Source organism: Paenibacillus sp. FSL P2-0089 (genome assembly GCF_038595095.1).
In the GTDB taxonomy this organism is placed as follows: domain Bacteria; phylum Bacillota; class Bacilli; order Paenibacillales; family Paenibacillaceae; genus Paenibacillus_AQ; species Paenibacillus_AQ silagei.
The window spans coordinates 4,431,898-4,457,867 of sequence record NZ_CP152006.1 but is presented as its reverse complement, the minus strand read 5'-3'; the positions used below and the strand labels follow the sequence as shown (position 1 = coordinate 4,457,867).

Below are 25,970 nucleotides of genomic sequence, written 5' to 3'. Positions count from 1 at the left end.
ATGCTGTTTTTCCACTTGTGTACCTGCAAATGCCGGGAATTGCTGAATTAAGATACGTTTTTCCACTAGTTTGTTGAAGGGAAGGTGGGGGCACCTGCGAATTGTGTGGCGTGCGCAATATCGGCTCAACTTCCGTTAGCCTAGCTTCTCAGCCACTCAACGCCCCAGCACTTCATGCCCCGCCAACTCAAACCCCTGCAACCTAGCGCCCCCGCCAGCACATGCCCCAGCACTCAGCCGTCATATCCGGCGGGCATCCACAAAGCAGTGCAGGTGCAGCGGTGACAACACCTTCAGCCCTTCCCCCAGCTCGAAGCCCCTGCCTTCGGCCAGCTGGCGGCCTTGCTCGCCGAAATAGAACCGGTACATGGCCAGCTGCTCTTCATTGAACTGGCTGCGGTGCAGAGCCATGGCCGCGAACTTGCGCTCGAAGTGATCCGTGATGTCGATGACCGTATTAGGCTCAGCGGTGAAGTAGAAGCCGATGGCCTTCGGCTGCCATGGCCGGGTAAGGGTGCCTCTCGGATACAGGGGCAGCCCGGAGGACAGCACAGCCTGGGCTGCGGCCCTGCCGGTAACGATATGGTCATAATGCGCCTCATAGCTCAGCCAAGGATCAGGACACAGTATCAAGTCCGGCTGAACCGTCCGGATGATCTCGGCGATCTCCCCCGCGAGGGCTGGGATATGCTCCAGTGTACCGTCGCCATGGTCCAGTTGGTGGAACACGGTGGCCCCCAGCGATCTTCCGGCCGCTTCGAGTTCGCTTGCGCGGATGGCAGCGATCTCGGCGGAAGAGACCTGCTCGTCCACCGCGCCCAAATCCCCGTTCGTGATCGTCAGATAGTGAATCTCGCAACCCCTCTCGGCGAATGCGGCGATCGTGCCGCCCATGCCCACCTCATTATCGTCCGGGTGCGGCTGTATACATAATGCCGTCCGGCATCCGCTAAGATCCGGAGGGGACATCAGCGCTGCTAGTGTGGATATATCCATAATCCAAATACCTCCCTATTAATCTGTGATGAGGGTACAGTTAGCCCCTCTGTAGGTTGGGTGAAGAGAAATCACTCAACCGGGCCTGCTCCTTACGGACCGGAGAGCCGTTATTTACAAGAAAATAGCCTATTGGGTTGCCTTGCGGACTGAGGCGGTCTTATTCGCTCCATAATCAATGTTACGGCGCAGAAAATCCGGCAATAAAGGCCGTAGGGTCCGTAACTTGCTCCAATCGTGGCTTTTGCCAGAAGTAAGTGCAACTGAGTCCGTTACGCCTGCCGCCCCCCTGACCATGAACGATTCAATCAGGGAAAAACAAAAGGAAGCGGGAGCCGGAAGGGCAAGTTAGAGAACATGAGCATGGGACCCCACTACAGGGACCGGCTGTGATTCAGATCGCTCAGGATCTGCACCCGCTGCTTCTCCGTTATATTATAGAAGAGAATCGGCAGAATAGCGGCCAGGAAGCAGAGTGCAGGCAGCAGGAACATCACGAAGCTAAGGCCGTGCTGGAGCTGCGGAGTCGCCGGCTGATTCTCCACATAGCTTAGCAGGCCGAGACTGGCTCCGATAATCATCCGCGATACCGCTCCGCTGAACTTGGTAATGAAAGTGTTCGTTGAGAACACAATGCCCTCGCCCCGGAAGCCCAGCTTCCATTCCGAATAATCGATCGTATCGAGCAGCATCGAGGTACTGACAATCGTCGTCATGCCCGAGAAAAAGAAGCTGACCCCAAAGAACACCAGGGTGTTCAATACATTATGGTCACCCAGCAGATAAGGCAGGATGCAGGCTACGCTCCCCAGAATGCAGGAGACAATGAATATTTTCTTCTTGGCGAAGAGGCGCAGCAGCGGCGGCGTAGCGATCATCCCCAGCAGCATACCGGCCACCAGACTGATCCCGACCTGCGTGGCATACCCCGCGTCCCCCCAGACATAGACCACATAATAGAGCTGAATGCTCTGCCGGATACCGTTGACCAGGTTGATAATCAAGAGAGAGGCGAGCAGGGTGAGCAGCGGCTTGTTTTTGTACACCGTTTGCAGGTTCTGGCGGAAGGATATCTTCTCAGCGGAAGGGACGACCCGTTCCTTGGTGAGCATCCCGGTCAGGAAGATCGATAACGCCGCAATGACCCCGATAATGATTGCCGAGTACAGATAAGCCTGCGTATTCCGTTCTCCGCCGAAGGCGAGCAGAAGCTGGATACCGCCGATGGTGATAACGACTGCGCCGAGCGTTCCGCCGATTTTGCCCAGTGTGACGAATAAGGTGCGTTCCCCCGGATCAGTGGAGACTACGGACGACAAGGCCCAGAGCGGCGTGTCACAGACCGTGTACAGCATTCCCCATAGCAGGTAAGAGACAGTAGCGATTACAAGAGTCACAGTCCGGGAACCGCCGAAGTCCCAGAAGCAGAGGACGGTCGCCAGCGCGATCAGACAAGGGGCGAACAGCAGGTAAGGCCTGAATTTCCCCCATCTGGAGCGTGTTTTGTCGGTAATCATGCCCATCAGCGGATCAAGACAAGCATCGATAATACTTGCTGCGACCAGAATGACGCTGGCGGTGGTTGCCGGAATTCCCAGCAGATCCGTATAGAAGAACAGGATGTACATCGACATGAAGCTGTAGAGCATATTCTGGCCCAGCAGACCGCCTGAGAACACCAGTTTTTCGGCCACAGGTACTTTTGCTGACATGACAAGCCTCTTTTCGCGGGGGATAAAATGGGATTGAATCGTTTACTAATTATGTCTATTTATAACTTATTTCTATGTTCTGTCAAGCGGATTCTGCATCAAACTACGGAATAGTAAACATTTCGATTTGTAAAGGGGAAATTTACACTGAGATAAACGAAAAAAATATGAAAAACACAAATTAGAATATAATTTTTTTGATATAAAATGTCGAAATATAGCTAATGATGTCCCGCCGGCTGATAGGGGAGTGTAAGATTAACGCCGACAAGAAGGACGCTAAGATGTTAACCACAGGGGGAAGCCACATGAAATGGTTCGGGAATTTGAAAACAGCTACAAAGATCGTCTCCGCTTTTTTGATCGTCTCTTTAATCCTGGCAGGACTTGGAGTCTATTCGGTCTTATCCCTGCGCACCAGCAATCAGAATATGAAGGAAATGTACAGCAATAACCTGATCTCGGTCAGAGATTTGTCTGCCGCCGAGATCAGCTATCAGCTTAACCGGGTCTATACACGGGATATGAGCAATACAACAGATACAGATAAAATTACCGATTATAAGCAAAAGATTGCCTCAGGCCGTCAGGAAATTGTCCAAAAGGTGGATAACTACCGTCCGCTGGCGACCACTGCCCGTGAAAAGGAACTGCTGGCCTCGTTTGACCAGGAGTATGCAAGCTATGAGAAGTTGTTCGATCAGGCGCTGGTTCTGGCGGAGCAAGATGATGCGGCTGCTTTTAATACATTTCTGACTACACAGTTGACCGTCCAGGGGCAGAATGTGCTGAACAATCTGGATGGTCTGATCAAAGTGAATGTTGAGCTGGCAGATGAGGCGAACAACCATTCACAATCCGCTTATTCCTCGGCGTTCATCCTTACAATCTCGGTAGTCATTGCGGCGGTCATCCTCAGTATTATGATCGGCTACCTGATCGCAAGATCGATCTCCAGACCCCTGATGCAGATGCTGCATGTAGCTACAGAAGTGGCTAATGGAAATCTGACGCAGCAAGCGGATATATCTACTAAGGATGAAGTCGGACAGCTTGCCACAGCCCTGAACCGGATGGTTCATAACCTGAAGGAATTAATCAACGGGATTGTGATGAACTCTCAGAGCGTTGCCGCCTCTTCCGAACAGATCTCAGCGAGCACCCAGGAGATTGCCAGCACCAGCACGAACCAGTCGGCGGCAGCGACCAATATCACCGAGCTGTTCAAGGAGCTGTCGCTGGCGATTGATTCTGTGGCCTCCAGTGCCGAGGAAGCGGCAGAGCTCTCCAATGATACCGTACGGACCGCCCGGGAAGGCGGATATGTGGTGGAGACTTCCCTGCAAGGAATGCAGACGGTGAACCACCAGATGAAGCAGCTTGAAGACGACTCCAGCAAAATCGGGGATATCATCGAAGTGATCGACGATATTGCCGAGCAGACCAATCTCCTGGCCCTGAACGCAGCGATTGAAGCGGCGCGTGCCGGAGAACAGGGGCGCGGCTTCGCCGTAGTGGCGGACGAGGTCCGCAAGCTGGCTGAACGCAGCAGCGATGCTACGAAGGAGATTACGAAGATTATCAAGGTCATGCAGGAGAATACGAAGCAGAGCGTGAGGGCAGTAGCTGAGAGTGTAGAGCAGTCTTCGATGACCAGCCAGGCCTTCGAGCAAATCATTAAGATGGTCAACACCTCTTCACTCAAGGTCAACGAGATTGCTGCCGCCTGCGAAGAGGAGTCCGCCCAGGCTGCTGAAGTGATGGACTCGGTTCAGTCCATTGCGGCCTCCAGCGAGGAATCGGCAGCGGCTTCTGAAGAGACAGCGACAACCTGCCAGGCTTTGGCCCTGCTGTCTGAAGAGCTGGCCCAATCGGCAGCCGCATTCAAGACCCATTAATTCAACAGACGGAAGGTGAAGCCATGTCGTCCTTACAGAAGGAACAATATATCGAGCTTGCGGTAGGAGCCGAGACCTGTGCCATCCGGATTGAAGAGATTCATGAGATTATCAAAATGCTCAGCATTACAGATATCCCCTTCAGCCGGAATGAAGTCAAAGGTGTAGTCAATCTGCGCGGCAAGGTGGTCTGTGTCATGAGCCTGCGCAATCTGCTGGGAATGGCGGATGAGCCTTATACCCGGAGCACAAGAATTATTGTGGTTAACTACCGCGAGGAATTCGTCGGACTGATTGTAGATAAGGTGAACAAGGTGACTACGTACGCCGAGATTCATCCGCCGGCAGGCGGACATAACCGCAGCCGCGATGCGGTGTTCCACGGAGTGGGGCAGCGGGATGACCAGCTGATCGGTATTCTGAAGCTCGAAGAAATATTGGGCGGGTAAAAAGGGGAACAAGCAATGATGATGGAACTGTCGGCTTACCGCGATATATTCATAGAAGAGCTGAACGAGCAATTAGAGCGGATCGACCAGTCCCTGCTTGCGCTGGAGCATGCTCCAACCGCTGAGCTGATTCAGACGATCTTCCGCGCAGCCCATACGATCAAGGGCTCTGCCTCCACGATGGGCTTCCGCGAGATGAGCGATCTCACGCATGAGGTGGAGTATGCGCTGGAGTGGGTGCGGGAGAAGAAGCCGGAGATTACCGGTAATCTGATTGATACGCTCTTCCGGGCGCTGGATGCGATGAAGCTGCTGCGCACTCAGTATGTCAGCGGGGAGGGATTTACAGACTGCTCAGCTGTGGTTGCGGAGATCAAGGCGCTGATTAATAAGCCGGCTGAACTTCAGCCGGTACTGCTTCCGGTCTTAAATGCAGCGGAGCTGCTTCAGGCGGAAGAGGCCGTGGCAGCGGGCTACTCGCTGCTGGCTCTGGTAGTCACCTTGAGAGAGGACTGCCAGATGAAGGCGGCCCGGCATTATATCCTCTTGCAGCGTATCGAAGAGGTCTGCGGGCCGGTGATTGCTGCTGCCCTGGCGCCCCCGGCGGCGCCGGGAGCCGATGAAGACGCCCGCTACAGCCAATTTGCTGTAATTGCTGCTTCCCCGCGCGAGCTCCGGCAGGTGTCCGAGCAGCTGGCAGGGGAGACCGATGTCGAGAGCATTGTCATTACACCATTCGTGCCCGCACCTGCAGCCGGGACTGACGTCCAGACCACGGCCGGACCGGTGCCTGCAGAACCTTCGTCCTCTACTCCTGGCAAGGGGAAATCCCATGAGGTACAGTCAACCGTCCGGGTAAGTGTGGAGCGGCTGGACCATCTGATGAATCTGGTGGGGGAGCTGCTGATTGAGCAGACCTCTCTGGCCGATCTGAGCGCTAATGGACAACGTACGGATCCCGCCAAGGTTCTGCCTGATATCGGCTCGATATCGGATCATATGGGCGGAATTATCAAAGAGCTTCAGGAAGGAGTCATGAAGACCCGGATGCTGCCGATGGATCAGCTGTTTAACCGTTTCCCGCGGCTGGTCAGGGATTTGGCCCAGAAGCTGGGTAAGGATATTGAGCTGCAGATTCAGGGAGGCGAGACCGAGCTGGACCGGATGATCATTGAAGAGCTGAGTGATCCGCTAATCCACTTGATCCGTAACAGCGCCGATCACGGAATCGAGAGTCCAGAGGTGCGCGTGCAGCAGGGCAAGGCTCCGAAGGGCAGAATTACGCTTACTTCTTTTCATGAGGAGAATCAGGTCGTGATTCGTCTGGAGGATGACGGACAGGGCATCGATGCCGCCCGGATTACAGCCTCTGCGCTCAGCAAAGGGATCATAACAGAAGAACAGGCAGGGTATTTAACTGCACAGGAAGCCGTTAGTCTCATCTTCGAGCCAGGCTTCTCCACAGCTTCTGAGGTCAGTGAAGTGTCTGGACGGGGCGTGGGGATGGATATTGTCCGCAGTCAGATTGGACGTCTCAACGGAATCATAGATATTCAGACCGAGCCGGGGGCAGGGACTCTGTTTACAATCCGTCTGCCGCTTACGCTGGCTATTATCAAGGGGCTGCTGGTCAAGGTGTCCGGGCGTGTTCTGATTCTACCGATGTATAATGTGGCTGAGATTGTGCGGATCTCCCCCGAAGAGATACAGGTCGTTCAAGGGGAGCAGGCGATTATCAACCACGGGCGGATTGTTCCGCTCTCCTGGCTCAGAGACAAGCTGCATTATCCGCGCACAGAGCGCCGTTCCAAGACGATTCCGCTCGTGATTGTAAGATCTGTTGACCGGATCGCTGCGTTCGCAGTCGATGAGATCATCGGCAACCAGGAGGTGGTCATCAAGTCCCTGGGCGCGTATCTAGGGACGATGAATCATCTGTCCGGGGCAACGATCCTGGGTAACGGCCGGGTCGCTCTGATTCTGGATGCCTCTTATCTCGTTAGCCACTGATTACTTTCCATTATCACAGTCTGGTATAGAACCGGCAGCAATGGTGAAAAATATGGAAAGAAACACCGGAAAGGGGTGAAGAGTTGGATATTACAATGGCTTCAGATGAAGTTATCAGTAGGATCAAGCAGCTTCAGTCTGGTGGGGGCAAGATGAACAAGAAGCAGATCAAGCAGCAGGAGCCCGAGCTGATGAGAAGTGCGCTGTATTATTTTCCAAGCTGGGAACACGCCGTGAAGAATGCGGAACTGCTCTAAGGAATAGCAACGCCTAATAACCGGAAAAGCCGCAGAAGCCTGCGACTCTTCCGGTTATTTGTTATTGTAGTGCCACGGTCAGGAGGTCTGTTCTTCGGTTCTCAGAGGCTTCGGGCGGTTGAACTGCAGCTCAAGAGCCTGCTGGTTCAGATGCAGCTCGTCCATATAGGCCTTGATCTTAAGCTGGAGCGCATGCAGCATTTCAGTATGCATATCATCTATACGGTCCTCGTTACAGAACGCTGAACAGGCCAGATAGCCATCTGTATAGGATTTGGTGTCATCCACTACCGTATTTAATTTTTCTTTGTAGATCCGTTTAACCGGTCCGCTCTCCGGCTTGATCTCATAATAGCGGTTCGTTTCCACCAGCAGACGCCAATGGCTAACCTCAAGACCATATTCATCCTTTTCCAGCTGCACGGTCACTTTGAAGATCTTGATAGGACTGTTCATGTTGTTGTTCCATTCTCATTGTAGGATTCAGAGATTATAGCATGTACAGACCGCAATGCCCACTGGAAGATTATATAGATATCGTATAATTTGGCATCATAGCATAAAATTAAACCATTATTGTCCTGAAGCGGCAATACGTTAGCCTACTATAAAGGAGATCTGAAATGAAAAACACTGCTGTACAAAGACATCCGCTCGTTTACTCGCTGGTATGGGGAGTAGTCCTGACTCTAATGGTATCCATAGCCGCTGCTGTCGCTACCATTCAGGAGTTCGGCGATATGGGGATACGCAATGCCCAGGCCTGCGCCTTCCTGGTTATGGGCATTATTGTAACCATTTATATGAAAAGAAAGGATTCTTCGCTCGTCAGCTTCGGCTTCCGCAAGCTGGAGGCTGGTCCGTCCCGGGCGGTGCTGTTCTACATCCCGCTGCTCATTATTGCGGTGGCCCAGCCGCTGATGAATGGAATCAACGTTGAACTGGGAGCGCCTGAAATAATCAGCATCGTCATTATGACCCTGCTGGTGGGCTATACTGAGGAAGCCATTTTTAGAGGGGTGATCTGGAATCTTCTGAAATCCAAAGGTCCGGTCTTTTATATTGTGTTCTCCTCCATCTTCTTCGGGGTTCTGCATATGGCCAACGCCTTTGGCGGAAATGATATCATACATACGATTCTCCAGGTTATCAATGCGCTGCTGCTGGGCTGTGTGCTCGCCTTGCTGATGGAGACAGGCCGGAATATTGTTCCGCTGATCGCGTTCCATTTTATCTACGATGCACTGGCCATGGTCAGCAATGAGAATCTGGAGCATGAGGTACTCATCGTCTCCATTCTTAATATTCTGTATCTGCTCTATGGAATTTATCTGCTCGTGGTATTCAGCCGCAAGCACAGAAATCATAGTTTCACCCTGTAGACACACCGGCCAGTCCGGGGAAGGAATTCCTCAGGCTGGCCATTCATTTTCATGTGAAATGATAGCGCATACATGAAAATGATCAGCTAACGGGAGCAAATAATCCGTAAACGGAGCAATGTTTAGAGATGGGCATTTTATTTGCAATCCTACTGGAATATCGCAGATTCTGCGGGGATATGCAGGTTTTTGAAAGTTTAAATTTAAGCGTTTCTCAGGTATAATGTAGACATCACCACAGGAACCACAGCATCAAGAGCACCAAGCATTACAGGTGGTACCGCAGGTGATGGTCTCATTCCTAAATTTAGCAATGAATGAAGGAAAGGAGAGAGCCCCGATGTACTAGCGTTAGCGAAGCATGCCGGAATCGGCTGCTGATGAAGAAGGTGGATGATAACACCTTCTGGCAGATCGTGGGTATGCGGGAACCCAAGAAGCAAATCTTTAATTGGAAGAAGAACGAAGCTTATCATTCAAGCAGGAGAAGTCTCTTGCGGAAGAAAGAGCGTGATTCCAATGAAAAAGGTTAGCGAAGCGTACAACTGCGATTCCTCACAGTAGGGAAAACGTCCGTGAAAACGTTTTTCGTGAAATCGTGTACGCGGGAATCCACCCCATATGCAGGACATGGAGCAACACTCCGGACAGGAGCGAACGGGCAACACGGAAGCATGAAGTGAACATGAAATTGAGAACAATCACCATGTCAGGGATATGGCTTTTGTTACTTGGAGGAAATGATTGAATTGAATAGCGTAATCAACACATGAATCCCCGGGCCTTAAGCAATCAGGCAGCGGGGATTTGTGCGTCTGTACATAATGAACGGCAAAGCAAAGCCGTTTCCACTCTTTTTCAATCTGTTGTGTCCGCTGCTATGGTATGCTGCCGGTAAGCTAAGGAGCCAGCTTAAATAGATCCCAGTAAAGGCACGATATAGTCACGGAACACATCCGGCGGCGGATTATTCTTCCCGCGCTTGTTATCCTGGGTCAGCACAGTGACAAGCTGAAGCTCCGGCACTACATATATGAATTGTCCGGCATACCCGCGGGCGTAATAGTAATCCACCAGACTGGATTCTCCGGTTGCTGAGCTGCAGGACAGGGCATCTGTCCACCAATGCCAGCCGTATCCGCCGTGGCGGGGAGGCTCCGTGTGCATGACTGGTTGTACCGAATGTACAGCCCAACTGCCGGAGATAATCTGCGAATCCTTCCATATCCCCTGCTGCAAATAGAGCTGTCCGAAGTTCAGCAGGTCTACAGGCTGCAGCTTCAGACCGAAGCCGCCGGTATGGATGCCCTGGGGGTCCGATTCCCAGTCATAGTCCCGGATGCCGAGCGGTCCGAAGAGAACCTGTTCGGCATAGCTGGCTGTGCTCTGTCCTGTGGCTTGTACCAGAATCGAAGACAGTAACTGCGAGATTCCAGAATTGTATTCCATCCGGGTGCCCGGCTCATCTGCGAGCGGCTGCTCCAGCACATAATTCACCCAATGGGGGGAACGGGTCATCTTCGGGAAGGAATTGGCCCCGCCGAATTCCGTCCAGCGGAAGCCTGCGGACATAGTCAGCAGCTGTTCGAGCGTAATGTTCGGCTTTCGTGCGTCCTTATCGCGCAGGACTTGCGGGAAGAAGCTGCTGAGCGGAGCCGAAGGGCCGGGCAGCAGCCCCTGGTCCATGGCGATGCAGATCAGCGCAGAGAGGATGCTCTTGGTGCAGGAGTTGATCTTCGCCAGCTCGGAGGCCGTGCGCTGATCTCTATAATGCTCGAAGATCAGCCTGCCTTGCTGCTGAATCAGACAGCTCCGCAGATTCAGCGGCGCAAGCGCGGCTGATAGGGTGGACAAGTTCATAGAGGAATTTTCCTTTCGGTAATATACACAGCCACCGCGTGAACGGTGGCCGTGCGGTTCTAATAGATATCAGATTTAATTCTGTGAATAGGGTTGAATCCCGGAGACTCCAAACCACGGAACTACGGCGCCCGGCCGAGTTTGCTCTTAACGGACCTGAGAGACCCTATTCCCCGGAAAACACCACGTTTTGCGGTGTAACGGACCGAGTGGACCTTATCGTCTCTCTACGAGAGGTTTAAGAGTAGAAATTCCAAGAATAAGCTCCATGGGGTCCGTTCCTTTGCCCAAGCGGTGACTTTCATCCGGAATACGTGCGCCTCAGTCCGTTACGCCTTGCCAAACGCCCGAATGAACAACTCCAGCTTCATCTGGGAATGGCACTTGAAGGGGGGACAAGCCAGCAATTATGCTAATCCGAAATGCGCCTCAATCTTGGTGAGCATCTCTTCTTTGGTGGTCCGGGCATTTCTTATATAATACGGGACATGCTGCTGTCTTGCTTGCTGTAAAGATTTGCGGGTATTCGCAATGATTCCGTCCAGTGTCTCGCGCTTGGCGCGTTCCGGGTCTGACAGGGTAGGGAAAAGATCCAGCATTCCCCGCACATGATCCCGGTTGAAGTAATCCCGGCGAATCAATTCATCCTCCGCATATAAGTACACGATCTGCCTATTATCGGCTATACTCTTCAGGAACTCCGGGGCTATATCCGTATCCACTATTATCGGCTTGCTGTTACCCATCTGCAGCAGCTCCAGCAGGATGAATTCGATGCTTTCCTCCGCCGCAGACACCAGCCACTGATTCCTGTCGTTGCCTTGACCGAGGAAATACCATTCCCAGTCTACGAAATACCTTAGAATAGCCGGATGGTCCTGCGGATTAGCCAGCTGCTTATATTCAAATGCATGCTCATCGGAAGAATAGAAAATCATTCCCCGCCTGGTTGATATCAGCTCTGCCATAGTGCTTTTACCCCCGCAGGGTCCTCCACAGATCCAGTACACATGCTTCAGATATTGCTTCAATAACCGATCAGAAATTCTCACTGTTCATTCCCCCTGTAAATGATTAGTTAACAGTAGGGGATACTCTGATTCTGTTTGCATGACATGTCCAGGTTGCCGGCATCTGCATACACCACCTTTGATGGATTTCCCTGTATTATCTCAGTCTAACGAATGGATGTCCAATTCATGCTTCGCCTTGACTGGAGATCTCTATTAGCCGCAGCTTAGTTAGGAAGCGCTATTGCATTAAAGACCACACCGAAGGTAGAACCTTTAATATAAGCCTGATTCTGCAGAGCTTCCAGCTGTTTAGCAGTACCGGTTACGACTACACCAATAATCGTAATATCATCCGGTTCCAGAATATCATTATCCCCGGCAAGGCTCTCATGAACCTGATCTGCTTCCCATGTGAAGTTTTTGCCCTGCTTCCGCAGCTGTTCGACACTGTTAATGAAGGAGTTCACACCGCCATAGGGGGCAAACTGCTCTCCGTGAAATCCGTAGATGATCATCGAATCGGCTGCGATGGTCTGGTGCGTTTCTTTCAGGTATTTTTTATAAGAGGGAGTATAGGCATCCGCCCAGAACCAGACAGGCTGCAGCCCGGCAGGTAGAAGCTTCTGCGTCTCCTCCAGCGTGTAGGCATGGTCAAAAGACAAGGCCAGCTCCACCAATGTATTATCTCCGAGCTGCTTCAGCAGACTGATGCTGTCCTCATACGAATCATACTGGATCTCAGGATGATAAAAGACCATTTGCCGGTCACCGGTAGCAGAGTTGTAACGGTGGTATGAGGAGGAAGAACGCAGCTTTTCCGGCGGCGAAATCGCTCCAGATGCGCCGTATCTTCCGGTGGATCGGCCCCATAAATTATAGGATTCCTCGACGGTCTCCCAAATATAAGGTTGGTTTCCCAGCCATTTGTAAGTCTGATTGTATGTTTCACCTCCAAAGCTATCCAATTTCAATGACTGGTTGCTGATGTGCACATTTGGGGCACTGATCTCGTTTTTCCAGAGAATTTCAGATTGTACCTTGTCTCCCTGGCTCAGTCTTAAGTGGTAGAGGCCATACCAAATAACGGCAAGTATAACCGGGGTCACAACCATAATGATTCCAATGGTTTTCAGGGTGGAGCGGAGTCTGGCTTTTCTGATGAGCTGCTGAGCCTTTTTCCCTCCGAGTATAAACTGGTCCTGCTCCTGATTCTGTTCCATTTAAATACCCTCCTTATAATGTTTGATGAATTGGTTTTTGGCGCGTGTGACATGAGTCTTGAGCGTGTTCTCATTCATACCGTACAAGGACGAGAGATCCTTGTAAGTAAGGTTCAGCTCATATTTGAGAATCAGCAGCTCCTGATGTTGCTCAGAGAGTAAAGCAAGGGTGTCGCGGATATTCTGTGCGGTTTCCCGCCTCAGCAGCTGGATTTCCGGCAGATGGGTCAAGGAAAAAAGCTGAATATCGTCAACATCAACCGTAGGATGGCGTTTGTCTTTTCGTTTAAGGTCATAGAACTGATTCGTCGCGACACGGAACATCCAGCCCATAACCTGCTTGGAGCCAATTCCGTCCTGATAGACCAGATATTTATAACAGGTGTCCTGAACGATATCTTCAGCGTCCTCGCGGGCAAGTCCGCGCTTCCTCAAGTACCGGTATAGCAAAGTTCCCGCTTGCTGCAGAAAGTGATGAATGGTTTCTTTGGCCATGTCTTGCCCCCTTCCCCTATACAACGCCAAGCTCCTTGAAAAGTTTACAGTAACCTGTACATTCTGTATTCCTTAATTTCCAATAGCTGAAGGCGATCTGCCCAGGCTGTGGGAACAATTGGGTAATAGAAGTAGAGGGCGGATACGTTGAGAGAGTAAATATGAATGTTTGTGAAAAAAGACACAAATTCGTGAAAATTATCACGTTGTATTCATAAAATTTTAATATATAATAAAGTTAACTTAAAGAAACAGGGGGAATTAAAATGAAATTATTTAAAGTATTAGTAGTAGCAGGGGTATCGGTAGCTTTGTTGTCGGGTTGTGGATCGGATAAAAACAATGCAGACAAAGGGGCAGCAGCTACAACTGCACCAGCAACAGAACAGACAGATGCAGTTACCTCGGCTTCAATCGTGAACCAGGCAGATGCTTTCATTAGTGCAGTGAGCGACAAAGGAACCTGGATCGTTGCTATTCTGAACGACCTGACAGTGGATAAGGATGTAGTGGTAGCAGGCCAGTTCCATGACAAGAACGATGCCAGCAAGGAGATTTACCGCAAGCTGGCCCTGTACGCACAGGATGCAGACCACAAAGTTACAGCTACTTACACCCTTACAGCACCAAAAGTAACTGTACAGAGCGAGAACTTCCGCGTTCAAGGCGGTACGATCAAAGGTGATGTATATGTAGAAGCTAACGGCTTCAACCTGTATAAGGATGCTACAATCGACGGCAACCTGTACTTCTCCAGCGAAGATGTGAAGGCAACGGCTGTGCTTGAAGGTAAAGTTACCGGAGCTACTGAAGTAAAATAAAATAAGTATATTGGAATCCATTCAATACTATAATGAAATACAGCCTGTAGACAGGATCCCGTAGGGGCTTGCGCTACAGGCTTTTTATATGTTATGGGGGGATTTTGTAATCTGGACCGAAATCATCTATAGTTAAATGGAAGCTGTTGTAAGCGCAAACAATCGGGACGGGAGATGCTCTCATGAAAACTACACGGAGATGGGGGATGGCTGCGGGAGTGATTCTGGCTTCTGTAGCGGTACTCTATTTATTGTTATATATGTATGAAAGACCCGGCGGGTGGTCGGACCAGCGGATGTCCAGCTCATTGGGAATGAATCAGTCGCTCCAGATTCCTCTGGGCTCAAGTCCGGAGGAGGCCGTACGGTTATTCCGTGAGTCTGATTCCATGACGGTGGTACATGAGGAGACTGTTGGCAGGGGGAAGCTTGTTTTTCTGACCCGTTCGGGTGATCAGGACCGCAGCAATCTTCAAGTCGAATATGTCCGCAAAACCTGGATCGGCTGGAAGTGGGTCTGGGGGGCGGGCTACGGGATGGACGGAGACCCTTCCGTGTCGGCAATGAATTATATGAGGCTGCCAGAGCTGGAGCAAATCTCCACTCCGTTTCCTATGGTGTTCGGTGAGGTACTAGACCCGTCCATTCAGCAGATCATCGTTCAGCAAAAGCAGACCGGGACCGATAAGTCCGAGGCAAAGCTGATTCAGACGTCGCAGGGCCGGACGATTTGGTTTGCTTTTCAAGCGGCGACGGCGGGCGTTCCGTTCGAAATCGAAGGACTGGATCAGGCCGGGAAGATTATTGTTACCAAGGTAATTACAGATGTCCGGGGCAGTGGGACAATAGATTCAAGCAAGTGAATCATTCATGTATAGGATTGGCGTAGAGCGATTAGTTCTGGTATTTATGATAGGGAAGAATGACGAAGACTCCGGATCTGCATTTATGCGGACTGCCGGAGTTTTTGTCTGTAAAAATCTTTATCGGCAGATGTGACAAAAATAAATGACAAAAATATAATTCGAATCATTTTCTAGTGTTTTAGCGCATATTTCATCGGGAGATATGAGATTTTGGTATAAAAAACCACCATTTTGTCGAAAATGTTCAGATTTTGTTCACATGCCCTTATTAACATGATTGGAGGCACAACTCTGTGTGCCAGGATAGCTTAGGTCCGGGAACTGGCGCCCGTTGAATGTAGGGATTGAACGTCAGTTTTCTCCCCTTGAGCAGTCTGACAGACTGTCAGCAGTTCTTACATGGCAAGCCAAAGGAGGGATTCAGAGAGCGATCTTGGAGTGCTGGTAGTGAAGAGGACAGCACTGTTGTTGACGGAAGATAGCATAGCTTGCATATGGATTCAGAAATTTGCAGATTTCGAATGGCCAGACTTGTATTTCTATTACAAAGAGTTCTGTTTGGAACTCGAGATGGTGATTTACCAAAAGGAACCGTCTGCCTTTTAGCTCCTCGAGTTGTAGACAAGGACTATAGAAGGGGCGGAAAGTTAACAATGGAATCTCATGCAAAACGAAAAGGCTGGTGGAGCAGGCCGGCAAAAGCCTTGCTGTCGCTGACACTGGTGGCCAGCGGTTTCTCGGCGGCAGGTGCAGCGTCGAAGGCAGAAGCGGCCAGCGGTACTCCGGGCGGTAGTGTTCAGGAGCCGGTATTATGGCTGAAGGCTGATGATGGGGCGTCGGCTGCAAATGGAGGATTGACAGGCTGGCAGGATCGTTCTCCTAACCCTGTGGCGTTCACGCTCGACCTTCCTAATGGGGCAAAAGTACCGCAGTACAATGAAAGCGGAGTGAATATCCGAGTGTGAAGTTTGCGAATCCTTTAGGCGCATATCATTATAATTCGTCGGCGAAGCTGCTGGGTGATAAAGCGATTACATTCCGCTCAGGGTATACGGTGTATAAATGGCCGGAGGATGGAAGTGCAGGGGCTCTCGTTGGCAGTTCGGATCAAAAGAGTTCCAACGGTGTAATCGTTATGGGCGGCTACGGTAATAATGTCAGTACCGGTCCGGGTCTGGCAAATGTATATAGTTATGTTCCTTCCACGGTTAGGGACAGGCATCAGCTTGTGAATTATCAAATAGGAGAACCGGGTCATACCGCTGGCATTGATGGGAAAAGTACAGGTGTTTCAGGAGGGTCGTTCACCCCATTCTCATTCACTCCTTCCATTGGAGCGACTAATGCGCCTGCCCAGTATAACTGGTCAGGTCTGAATGCGGAAGTGGCGGAAATTATTCTATATGACACGATTACAAGTGCTGATGCAGCGAAGATTGAGACATATCTGGCTGTAAAATATGGCATCACCTTAAACCATGATTATATCGGTACAGATGGTGCTCTCTTGTGGAACAAAACAGCCAACGCGGCTTATCATCACAACGTGGCGGGCCTCGGCAAAGATAATCTGGAGGAATTGAACCAGAAACAGAGCCGGAGCATTAATAAAGACACACAAGTCGCAATCGGTCTGGGCGGACTTGCTGAAGCAAACAGCGGAAATACGGCTGCGCTTGCGAACAGGCAATACCTCATCTGGGGCGATAACGGCAAGCTGCTTAAGTTCACTGAGCAGCGTGGCTCGACGGATTGGTATCTGGCCCAGCGGATCTGGAAGGTTCAGAATAATGGAGATGTGGGAGAGGTGGAGATCGCTATCCCTGCTGCGGCTGCACCGGAAAAGGTAAAGCTGTTGGTGAGTGACAGCGACACCGATTTCTCACAAGCTACTGAGTATGCTCTAAATCCGATCCAGCTTGGCAATGCAGCTCATTATGCTGTCAAATTGACGTTGAAGGATGGACAATACTTCACTTTTGCAGCAGAGGCTCCTGAGCTTCAGTATGCACTGCTGGAACAAATTGCGGAGGATGGGCATGAGATCGTGCTGGCCTTCGACCAGGAGATGACCACGGGCAATTTGGCAGGCTTCAGTGTTCAGATTGGAGGCACAGCCGTGCCTATAGGCAGCCTCACCTACAGAGTGGACTCTGCCGATTCCAAGAAGCTGATTTTGACACTGCCTGAGGGAACGGATGTTAAAGGGAAAACGGTTAACGTAGCCTATGATGGCACGGGTTCGCTCAAGAGCACTTACGGAGCTCCTGCTAAGCCGTTTACGGTGAGTCCAAGGGATCAATTCATTGATTCACTTAAGATCACCCAGCCTGCGGGAAGTCCGGTCAATGTACCTAAACCTGAGATTACAGGAGAGGCTGAAGAGGGTTCTGCGGTAGCAATTGTAATCAGGGATAAAGATGGACAGATCGTAACTGGCGTAGGCGGAAATGCTGTCGTTGAAGCGGACGGGACATGGTCGTTCACCCCAGGCAGCGACTTACACGATGGGGAGTACACCGTTGAGGCGACAGCAATCAAAGGTGTGAAATCTGCAGTTGCCACCAAGGGGATTACGGTTAATCTTCCCGTGCCCGCAATTGAGATCACAGCTCCGGGCGGGGAGACGGTAACCGATCCCAAGCCGGAGTTCCAGGGAACGACAGATCCTGGAGCTACAGTAACGGCAGTCATCAAAGATGAGGACGGTCAAACCATCGGGACTCCCGCAGTTACTGTGAATGCGGATGGCACATGGAGCTTTAAGCCGGAAGCTGCACTGCCGTATGGCAAATACACGGTAGAAGTGACTTCGGCCAAAAACGGAAAAACCAACATGGCCTCCAAAACAATTACTGTAGTGGACAAGAGCAAGCTGCAAGCGGAAGTGGACTTGTCTTCCACGCTGGCCGAGGAAGACTACACCTCTGGAAGCTGGACGAGTTACGAGTCCAAGCTGACCACCGCGCAAGCGGTGCTCGGTAACGCGACGGCCACGCAAGCCGAAGTGGACGCGGCTCTGGCAGAGCTAAGCGCAGCGCGTGAAGCGCTGGTGCTGAAACCAGACAAGAGCAAGCTTCAAGCGGAAGTGGATTTGTCTTCCACACTGGATGAGGAAGACTACACACCTGGAAGCTGGACGAGTTACGAGTCCAAGCTGACTACCGCGCAAGCGGTGCTGGGTAACGCCACGGCCACGCAAGCCGAAGTGGACGCGGCTCTGGCAGAGCTAAGCGCAGCGCGTGAAGCGCTCGTGCTGAAGCCAGTGGTGGATAAGAGCAAGCTTCAAGCGGAAGTGGATCTGTCTTCCACGCTGGATGAGGAAGACTACACACCTGGAAGCTGGACGGACTACGCGTCCAAGCTGACCACCGCGCAGGCAGTGCTGGCGAGCGCCACGGCTACGCAGGCCGAGGTGGACACCGCACTGGCGGAGCTGACTGCAGCGCGCGAAGCGCTGGTGCTGAAACCAGTGGTGGATAAGAGCAAGCTTCAAGCGGAAGTGGATTTGTCTTCCACATTGGATGAGGAAGACTACACACCTGGAAGCTGGACGAATTACGAGTCCAAGCTGACCACCGCGCAAGCGGTACTGGGTAACGCCACGGCCACGCAGGCCGAGGTGGACACGGCACTGGCGGAGCTGACCGCAGCGCGTGAAGCGCTGGTGCTGAAGCCAGTGGTGGACAAGAGCAAGCTGCAAGCGGAAGTGGATTTGTCTTCCACATTGGATGAGGAAGACTACACACCTGGAAGCTGGACGAGTTACGAGTCCAAGCTGACCACCGCGCAAGCGGTACTGGGTAACGCCACGGCCACGCAGGCCGAGGTGGACACGGCACTGGCGGAGCTGACCGCAGCGCGTGAAGCACTGGTGCTGAAGCCAGTGGTGGACAAGAGCAAGCTTCAAGCGGAAGTGGATTTGTCTTCCACATTGGATGAGGAAGACTACACACCTGGAAGCTGGACGAGTTATGAGTCCAAGCTGACCACCGCGCAAGCGGTGCTTGTGAGTGCGACGGCCACGCAGGCCGAAGTGGACACGGCACTGGCGGAGCTGACCGCAGCGCGTGAAGCGCTCGTGCTGAAGCCAGTGGTGGACAAGAGCAAGCTGCAAGCGGAAGTGGATTTGTCTTCTACGTTGGATGAGGAAGACTACACACCTGGAAGCTGGACGAGTTACGAGTCCAAGCTGACCACCGCGCAAGCGGTACTGGGTAACGCCACGGCCACGCAGGCCGAGGTGGACACGGCACTGGCGGAGCTGACCGCAGCGCGTGAAGCACTGGTGCTGAAGCCAGTGGTGGACAAGAGCAAGCTTCAAGCGGAAGTGGATTTGTCTTCCACATTGGATGAGGAAGACTACACACCTGGAAGCTGGACGAGTTATGAGTCCAAGCTGACCACCGCGCAAGCGGTGCTTGTGAGTGCGACGGCCACGCAGGCCGAAGTGGACACGGCACTGGCGGAGCTGACCGCAGCGCGTGAAGCGCTCGTGCTGAAGCCAGTGGTGGACAAGAGCAAGCTGCAAGCGGAAGTGGATTTGTCTTCTACGTTGGATGAGGAAGACTACACACCTGGAAGCTGGACGAGTTACGCGTCCAAGCTGACGACTGCGCAAGCGGTGCTGGGTAACGCGACGGCCACGCAGGCCGAAGTGGACACGGCACTGGCAGAGCTAAGCGCAGCGCGTGAAGCGCTGGTGCTGAAACCAGACAAGAGCAAGCTGCAAGCGGAAGTGGATTTGTCTTCCGAGCTGGATGAGGAAGACTACACCATTGGAAGCTGGACGAGTTACGCGTCCAAGCTGACGACTGCGCAAGCGGTGCTGGGTAACGCGACGGCCACGCAGGCCGAAGTGGACACGGCACTGGCAGAGCTAAGCGCAGCGCGTGAAGCGCTGGTGCTGAAACCAGTGGTGCCAGTAGTGGATAAGAGCAAGCTGCAAGCAGAAGTGGACTTGTCCGCTATTCTGGACAAGGAGACCTACACGTCAGCAAGCTGGACGAGCTACGAGTCCATACTGACCGACGCGCAAGCAGTACTGGCAAGTGCTACTGCCACGCAGGCCGAAGTGGACGCAGCACTGGAAGCATTGCAGGCGGCTTACCGGGCATTGGTTCCGAAGAGCTTTCTGGCAAGCATTACGCCATCTGCAGGTGTGATTCAACCCAATGTGACGGCGAGTGTGTACGAATACAGTCTTAATGTGGAGTACAAGGTCTCCGAGCTTCAACTGACATTGGCAGCCGCTCATCCGGACGCGGCCATTACGGTTAACGGCCAGGCTGCCGGGACAGGGCAAGCAAGTGCTGCGGTGACACTGAATGTAGGCGATAATACCGTAACCATCGTAGTTCGGGAAACGGACGGCAGCGAAAAAACGTACACGGTTACCGTGAGACGCCAATCCGCACCTTTTGAGCCTACTGAGCCTTCCCAGACGCCTTATGTCCCTTCTAACACACCTACACCGGCCCTGCCGGTAATAGAGAGAATAACAGTAGATGTTGAGGCCATAGGCTATGGAATTGTTGTCAAAACAGAAATCGAAAGAACGACAAACAACGATGGCAGCAAGAGCGATAAAGTGACGTTTACAACGGCCAAAGCTCTTGAAGCGGTTGAAAAGACCTTGGCTGCCCATTCGCCAAGCGTACGCATTGTCATTCCGGACAAACAGGATGTCGTAAAAGATGTCCGTGTGGAGCTGCCGGATGCTGCACTGAAGGCTGTGCAGGAAGCCGGACTCAACCTGGAAATCTATACGGATAACGGAATCATTACCATTCCGAATGCCTCGCTTAACGGACTGAATCCGAATCTGTATTTCCACCTCGTTCCTGTCAAACAGGAAAGCGAGCGCAAGCAGGTAGAAGAACGGGCCAGAACAGAGGAGATTGTCCGGAAGGTACTGAACAACGGCAACGTCTACGTGGTGGACCGTCCAATTACGATTGAGACCAATATGACCAGCCGCCCGGTAACAATCACCCTGCCGCTCGACAGCAGTCATGTACCGGCAGAGGCAAGTGCAAGGGAAGCTTATCTGTCGAAGCTGGCTGTGTTCATTGAGCACAGTGACGGAGAACGGGAATTGGTGAAGCCCGCAGTTGTAACGTATGGAGACAACAAGCTGGGCCTGACCTTCACCATCGGGAAGTTCAGCACCTTCACCATTCTTAATCTGGATAACGGGGGTGCCGAAAGCCACCAAGCTTATATGGTGGGCATGCCGGACGGAACGTTTAAGCCGGAGAACGCGATGACCCGGGCGCAGGTAGCCATGATTCTGTACCGGGTGCTGGAGCTGCAGGGTACAGGGACAGCAGCCCGTTATTCGGATGTAGCAGGCAGCCACTGGGCCGCAGAAGCCATTCGTCAGGTTACTGCTGCCGGACTTATGAAGGGCATGACCGATGGAAGCTTCAGACCGGAGCAGAGCATTACCAGAGCGGAAATGGCAGTTGTCATTGCACGCTGGAAATCACTCACGGGCACAGGGAAACACAGCTATAACGACGCTCTTGGTCATTGGGCAGAGCAAGCAATCGGCCAAACGAAAGACGCTGGTTATATGGAAGGGATGCTGGATGGCAGCTTCCAGCCGAACAAAGCCTTGACCCGTGCTGAGGGAGTTACTGTGTTTAACCGTATCTTGGAAAGAGGACCGCTATACGGTGAGAGCATACCAGTATGGACGGATGTGCCGACGAGCCACTGGGCGTTCCATCAAATCGAGGAAGCTTCTCAGGATCATAGCTATACAAGCCGGCCGGAAGGCGGCGAGATGATTATCAAGCAGTAAGCTTATAAAGGAAGGGCTGCCCTCAATGTCATTAAGATAATTAAAGATAAGTTTGGAATTAAAAACGGAATCCAAAACGGTGTGGGGAAAAACCCCATGCCGTTTTGTTTTTGGTATAAGGAAGAAAAAGCGGATGGAAGATCCACTTCAAAAAATGTTCATGCGAACAGATTGGTAATGAAGGTTTCATAAGCGCCACTGGGCAGGAGGAAACGAACTGCCCGAAAGGAAATCGGGTAAAATAGGTTCTCTTGCATGGCCAGAAAATCGATTCCAGCAGTTCCTTATAGAGGCTGTTACCGCCCATGAAGATCAGGATCAGCATGACCGTTTCAAAGGGGAGTTTTTTCGTTCGGTTCAGCGAATTAGCATAAGTATCCGTTACTAAGATCATTACAGATGTCCGGAGGAGCGGGTCGATTATGTCCCGGGTAAATAGATAAATTTCCAAAGGAGGAATGTTGATAGACTTCGAGTCATTCTGCAGTAAGAGATTCTGTTAGTAGTGCCGAACCCATGGTCCCGGCCTTTGTAGAGCTGAATTGTTTATGGTAGAGGCTAGCATAGAGTCCGTTGTGCTCCAGAAGTGCATCATGTGTCCCTTCTTCGGCGATGGTCCCCTGGTCAAGAACTATGATCCGTGAGGCATCCCGTACCGTTGACAATCTGTGGGCTATCACGAGGGTGGTCCTGTCTGTCATTAGCCGTTCGAGTGATTGCTGCACCAGCCGTTCGGACTCATTATCAAGTGCTGATGTGGCTTCATCCAGCAGTAGCAGCGGTGCATTACGCAGGAATGCTCTGGCGATGGCCAGACGTTGCCTTTGACCACCGGATAAGGAGGAGCCATGTTCACCAATCATCGTGTCATAGGCTTCCGGCAGACGCATGATAAATTCATCTGCACCTGCCAAACGGGCGGCTTCTCGTATCTCCCCGTCACTTGCCTCAGCCACGCTGAATGCAATATTCTCCCGGATACTGCCGGCGAATAAGTAGGGGTTCTGCGGTACATAGGAGATCATCCGGCGGGCCTCTTCCAACTGACCGTTTACGGCATTACCGCACACGCTGATACTGCCGGCTTGCGGTTCGTACAGTCCGCAGCATAAGCGCACTAGGGTTGTTTTACCCGAGCCGCTTGGTCCGACAATAGCGACGGTCTCGCCATGCTTTAGCTGGAGATTAATCTCTGATAAGCCGGCCCTCTCCTTGGACTGCGGCCCAGCGAAGCTATAGCACAGCCCTTGTATACTTAATACACTCTCCTCAGCAATGGCAACTTCTCCAGGGGAAGAGAAGCGGTTACTGTATGTAGAGACTTCACCTTCCAGAGTAGTATCAAGAATTTCAAATACACGATCAGCTGCACCGAGTGATTCTTGTACCCCGCCCCAGGTCTGCGACATTTCGACGAACGGCCATTGAACTCGTCCCATCAGGAGGATGAAGGCAAGCACTTCACCTGCTGTGGTCTCTCCCCGCATCGCTGATCTTGCAATAAGTACAGCACAGCTGATCATTACAGCGTTGTTGATGAAAGCGGAAGAATGCCAGAGCAGGGCATTCAGCAGGGTTCTTTGCTTTTGAAGCTGGTTCAGCTTTCCGCGTTCAGTGGCATACCTGCTGAGCAGCATATTCTCCAGTGAAAATGAACGGACGACCTTCATCCCTTGGGTAGTCTCCTGCAGAATTCCCCGTAACAGGGCTTCCTGGGCATAGATCTGCGTGAACAGCTTGCGCAGTTTGCGGTCAAAGAAACGTCCTGACAGAAAGACCACGGGTCCCGTGCCAAGTGCAAGCAGTGCGAGCCATACATCCATATTGGCTAAGTACAGAAATGCTACCAAGCAGAGCAATAGATTATAACCCAGATCGTAAACCAGACTACTGATCATTCCCATGGCTGCACCCACATCCTTAGTATTACGAGAGGTCAGATCGCCGGAGTGCATAGCTTCCAGCTGGCTGTAAGGCAGCCGATGACTGGTATCAAAAAGCTTTGCCCGGAAATCCCAGGACATACGGCTGTGAACGGTGAAGCGGAGGTAATGCTGCAGCATAAGACAGATGATAGTCACTAGACAAGCCAGGGAACAAATTACGGTTATCCTTGTCAAGGACAGCATATCGGTATTGTTAATAGTATCAATGAAAACCTGCTGAATCGTGGCAAACCCGACATCCAGGGCAAGCTTGGCTGTGAGCAATACCACAGCTGTCAGAAATCCGAGCCGGTATGGCTTGACATAAGGGAATAGCCGCTTGAGCGCTTCCCGAAGCCGGATTCGGCTAGTTAAAGATGAATTATCATTCATTTTTGTAATCCTCCTCCGGCAATCACCTCTGTCTGGACACCTGCCTGGGCCATGGCTTGGTACTTGCCTTGCATGGCCATCAGCTCCCCATGGGTTCCTTGTTCAACAATCGCTCCTGCTTCCATGAAGTAAATATGATCCGCATGCCTGATGGTTGACAGCCGATGGGCAATCACCACCGTGGTCCGGTTCATCATCAGCACCTGCAAAGCCTGCTGAACAACCTCCTCATTATGGCTGTCAAGGGCAGCGGTAGGCTCATCAAGCAGCAACAGCCCTGGTTCACGGACGAAGGCCCGGGCAATGGATAGCCGCTGACGTTCACCCCCTGATAAAGTAAGCCCCCTTTCACCGATAGTCGTCTCATATTGCAGGGGGGTTCCCATAATGAACTTGTGGATACCCGCATTATTGGCAGCAGAGATAACCTCTTCACGTGACGCTTCGGGTCGCCCCCAGGCAATATTCTCGTATAGTGTACCGGAGAATAGATAAGGCTCCTGGGATACGTAGGCGATATGTCTGCGCCAGCTATGCGGTGGAATCGTATGTAAAGGCATGCCGCCATGATGAATGCTCCCTCCATCAGGCACATAAGCTGCAAGCATTAGCTGAAGAATGGTGCTCTTGCCGCTGACGCTGGCACCTGCAAAGGCAGTTACCTTTCCGGGCTCAATCCGCAGATGGATGCCGGATAATACATTGTGTTGTCCGTACCCGAAGGTGACATTACGGAATATAAGGGGCAACTGACCGGCTACAGGCTGATTATCTTCAGTCCATGCTTCAGGGTGCTGGTCTGCAGCGTCTGTATTAGCCGGCCTCTCGCCTTCTAAGGGCAGATCCATAATCTCAAATAAACGTTTACCTTGTGCCAGTGAAGCTTGTAATTCAGTCCATAGATTGGCAAGCTTGGATATCGGGTTAGAAATTTGCTCAAAACAGATAAGAAAAGCGGCAACGGCCCCTACATCAAGCCGGCCTCCGACTACCAGGTAGCCACCATAAGAGAGGACATAGAGCAATCCGCCGAGGGTAACAGCCAGAGGCATATTGTAGCCTACGGCTTCAACTCGTGATACTGACAAGTGAACGGTGTTAAATTGTCGGACTCTATGGTTGAACTGCCCTAGCAGGCGGGAAGCAAGGGAGAAGGCACGCACGACCTCAGCGCCCTGTATCGAATCCTGAACGAATGCCTGTTGTTCGCTCTCGATACTCTGGCGCTGCTCATTCATCTTGCGAAGCCGGAAGGTAAAGGGAAGCATGACCAGCGGGACCAGCGAACAGATGAGTATAGTACCCAAGGTTAGAACAAACTGCAGAGACAGAAGATAAGTCAGCAGAAATGCGATTTGCAATAGATTGCTGATCAGTTCGATGGTCTTCCTGTTAATTCCTTGCTGGGCGGCTGGTACAGAATCGTTCATCCGGCTGATCAGATCGGCGGAATGATAACGGTCTAGCTCTTTCATCTGAACGTTCATCAATCTTGTCAGCAGTGAGACCTGAAGCCTGGAGGTGGATTTGATCTCCAGCAGTCCTGAGAGATATGTATTCAGAAAGTGGACTCCAGCATCAATAACTATAATGACAACGGCAAGAGTCATCGCGGCTGCAAGACCGGAAGTGTCATGGTGTGTAGCCGCATTAATAATACGCCGTAGAGTTTCAGCAAAACCTATGTTTGTAAGTGAGATGATGGCTGCAAAAAAACAAAGGATGATATACCAGCCAGTATAAGGCTTGCCTAGCTTCAGCAAACGGATAAAGATATTTTGGGCAGCGGCGGGCTGTTTATCTAGTGGTACTGCTCCGGTATTAGTGGTCCGATCCAAGGGGAACCCCTCCAGTTAATAATTGGG

19 protein-coding genes are annotated in these 25,970 nt (G+C 51.8%); 9 read left to right on the top strand and 10 right to left on the bottom strand.

Going from position 1 to position 25,970, the window contains the following annotated elements; genetic code table 11:
* Positions 1 to 240: 240 nt before the first annotated feature.
* Together NST69_RS18695 and NST69_RS18690 are read right to left on the bottom strand one after the other, a co-directional pair.
* Positions 241 to 996, bottom strand: coding sequence for a PIG-L deacetylase family protein (locus NST69_RS18695; RefSeq protein ID WP_340951790.1), 756 nt, complete (start codon positions 994 to 996; stop codon positions 241 to 243).
* A 374-nt stretch (positions 997 to 1,370) separates the two neighbouring features.
* Entirely contained in the window at positions 1,371 to 2,708 is a 1,338-nt protein-coding gene (locus tag NST69_RS18690; RefSeq protein WP_340951794.1) for a glycoside-pentoside-hexuronide (GPH):cation symporter, read from the bottom strand.
* Positions 2,709 to 3,016: 308 nt separating this feature from the next.
* Between NST69_RS18690 and NST69_RS18685 the strand changes: the two genes are divergently transcribed.
* The 4 genes from NST69_RS18685 to NST69_RS18670 all read left to right on the top strand — a co-directional run bounded on the left by NST69_RS18685 (position 3,017) and on the right by NST69_RS18670 (position 7,322).
* A complete protein-coding gene (locus NST69_RS18685; protein ID WP_340951798.1) occupies positions 3,017 to 4,606 on the top strand; it encodes a methyl-accepting chemotaxis protein in 1,590 nt (529 codons plus the stop codon).
* Between the two features lie 23 nt (positions 4,607 to 4,629).
* Positions 4,630 to 5,055, top strand: coding sequence for a chemotaxis protein CheW (locus NST69_RS18680; protein WP_036700854.1), 426 nt, complete (start codon positions 4,630 to 4,632; stop codon positions 5,053 to 5,055).
* Between the two features lie 15 nt (positions 5,056 to 5,070).
* Positions 5,071 to 7,065, top strand: coding sequence for a chemotaxis protein CheA (locus NST69_RS18675; protein ID WP_245367972.1), 1,995 nt, complete (start codon positions 5,071 to 5,073; stop codon positions 7,063 to 7,065).
* Between the two features lie 83 nt (positions 7,066 to 7,148).
* Complete coding sequence (locus NST69_RS18670) at positions 7,149 to 7,322, top strand: hypothetical protein (protein WP_155991697.1); 174 nt, start codon at positions 7,149 to 7,151, stop codon at positions 7,320 to 7,322.
* A 78-nt stretch (positions 7,323 to 7,400) separates the two neighbouring features.
* On the opposite strand, the gene NST69_RS18665 is transcribed toward NST69_RS18670, so the two are convergent.
* A complete protein-coding gene (locus tag NST69_RS18665) occupies positions 7,401 to 7,778 on the bottom strand; it encodes a hypothetical protein (protein ID WP_036733098.1) in 378 nt (125 codons plus the stop codon).
* A gap of 167 nt (positions 7,779 to 7,945) precedes the next feature.
* Between NST69_RS18665 and NST69_RS18660 the strand changes: the two genes are divergently transcribed.
* Positions 7,946 to 8,704 (top strand): CPBP family intramembrane glutamic endopeptidase, encoded by a 759-nt coding sequence (locus tag NST69_RS18660; RefSeq protein ID WP_340951804.1) that lies wholly within the window; start codon positions 7,946 to 7,948, stop codon positions 8,702 to 8,704.
* Positions 8,705 to 9,616: 912 nt separating this feature from the next.
* Here the strand turns inward: NST69_RS18660 and NST69_RS18655 are convergent.
* The 4 genes from NST69_RS18655 to NST69_RS18640 form a co-directional block, all read right to left on the bottom strand.
* Complete coding sequence (locus tag NST69_RS18655) at positions 9,617 to 10,564, bottom strand: serine hydrolase (RefSeq protein WP_340951808.1); 948 nt, start codon at positions 10,562 to 10,564, stop codon at positions 9,617 to 9,619.
* A gap of 407 nt (positions 10,565 to 10,971) precedes the next feature.
* Positions 10,972 to 11,616: a hypothetical protein gene (locus NST69_RS18650; RefSeq protein ID WP_342546839.1), complete on the bottom strand. Its 645-nt coding sequence runs from the start codon at positions 11,614 to 11,616 to the stop codon at positions 10,972 to 10,974.
* A 185-nt stretch (positions 11,617 to 11,801) separates the two neighbouring features.
* Positions 11,802 to 12,797 (bottom strand): anti sigma factor C-terminal domain-containing protein, encoded by a 996-nt coding sequence (locus NST69_RS18645; RefSeq protein ID WP_342546838.1) that lies wholly within the window; start codon positions 12,795 to 12,797, stop codon positions 11,802 to 11,804.
* Entirely contained in the window at positions 12,798 to 13,292 is a 495-nt protein-coding gene (locus NST69_RS18640) for a sigma-70 family RNA polymerase sigma factor (RefSeq protein WP_342546835.1), read from the bottom strand.
* Between the two features lie 266 nt (positions 13,293 to 13,558).
* Between NST69_RS18640 and NST69_RS18635 the strand changes: the two genes are divergently transcribed.
* The 4 genes from NST69_RS18635 to NST69_RS18620 all read left to right on the top strand — a co-directional run bounded on the left by NST69_RS18635 (position 13,559) and on the right by NST69_RS18620 (position 21,787).
* Positions 13,559 to 14,113: a hypothetical protein gene (locus NST69_RS18635; protein WP_076084873.1), complete on the top strand. Its 555-nt coding sequence runs from the start codon at positions 13,559 to 13,561 to the stop codon at positions 14,111 to 14,113.
* A gap of 182 nt (positions 14,114 to 14,295) precedes the next feature.
* On the top strand, positions 14,296 to 14,976 hold the full coding sequence (locus NST69_RS18630; RefSeq protein ID WP_342546832.1) for a hypothetical protein: 681 nt from the start codon (positions 14,296 to 14,298) through the stop codon (positions 14,974 to 14,976).
* Positions 14,977 to 15,632: 656 nt separating this feature from the next.
* Positions 15,633 to 15,944, top strand: a complete 312-nt coding sequence (locus tag NST69_RS18625) for a hypothetical protein (RefSeq protein ID WP_342546830.1) — start codon at positions 15,633 to 15,635, stop codon at positions 15,942 to 15,944.
* Entirely contained in the window at positions 15,941 to 21,787 is a 5,847-nt protein-coding gene (locus tag NST69_RS18620; protein WP_342546828.1) for an S-layer homology domain-containing protein, read from the top strand. Before NST69_RS18625 ends, NST69_RS18620 begins: the two co-directional genes overlap by 4 nt.
* A gap of 58 nt (positions 21,788 to 21,845) precedes the next feature.
* On the opposite strand, the gene NST69_RS18615 is transcribed toward NST69_RS18620, so the two are convergent.
* The 3 genes from NST69_RS18615 to NST69_RS18605 all read right to left on the bottom strand — a co-directional run bounded on the left by NST69_RS18615 (position 21,846) and on the right by NST69_RS18605 (position 25,943).
* Positions 21,846 to 22,181, bottom strand: coding sequence for a hypothetical protein (locus NST69_RS18615; protein WP_342546827.1), 336 nt, complete (start codon positions 22,179 to 22,181; stop codon positions 21,846 to 21,848).
* Between the two features lie 82 nt (positions 22,182 to 22,263).
* Positions 22,264 to 24,105: an ABC transporter ATP-binding protein gene (locus NST69_RS18610; protein ID WP_342546824.1), complete on the bottom strand. Its 1,842-nt coding sequence runs from the start codon at positions 24,103 to 24,105 to the stop codon at positions 22,264 to 22,266.
* Positions 24,102 to 25,943 (bottom strand): ABC transporter ATP-binding protein, encoded by a 1,842-nt coding sequence (locus tag NST69_RS18605; RefSeq protein WP_342546823.1) that lies wholly within the window; start codon positions 25,941 to 25,943, stop codon positions 24,102 to 24,104. Before NST69_RS18605 ends, NST69_RS18610 begins: the two co-directional genes overlap by 4 nt.
* Between the last annotated feature and the right edge of the window lie 27 nt (positions 25,944 to 25,970).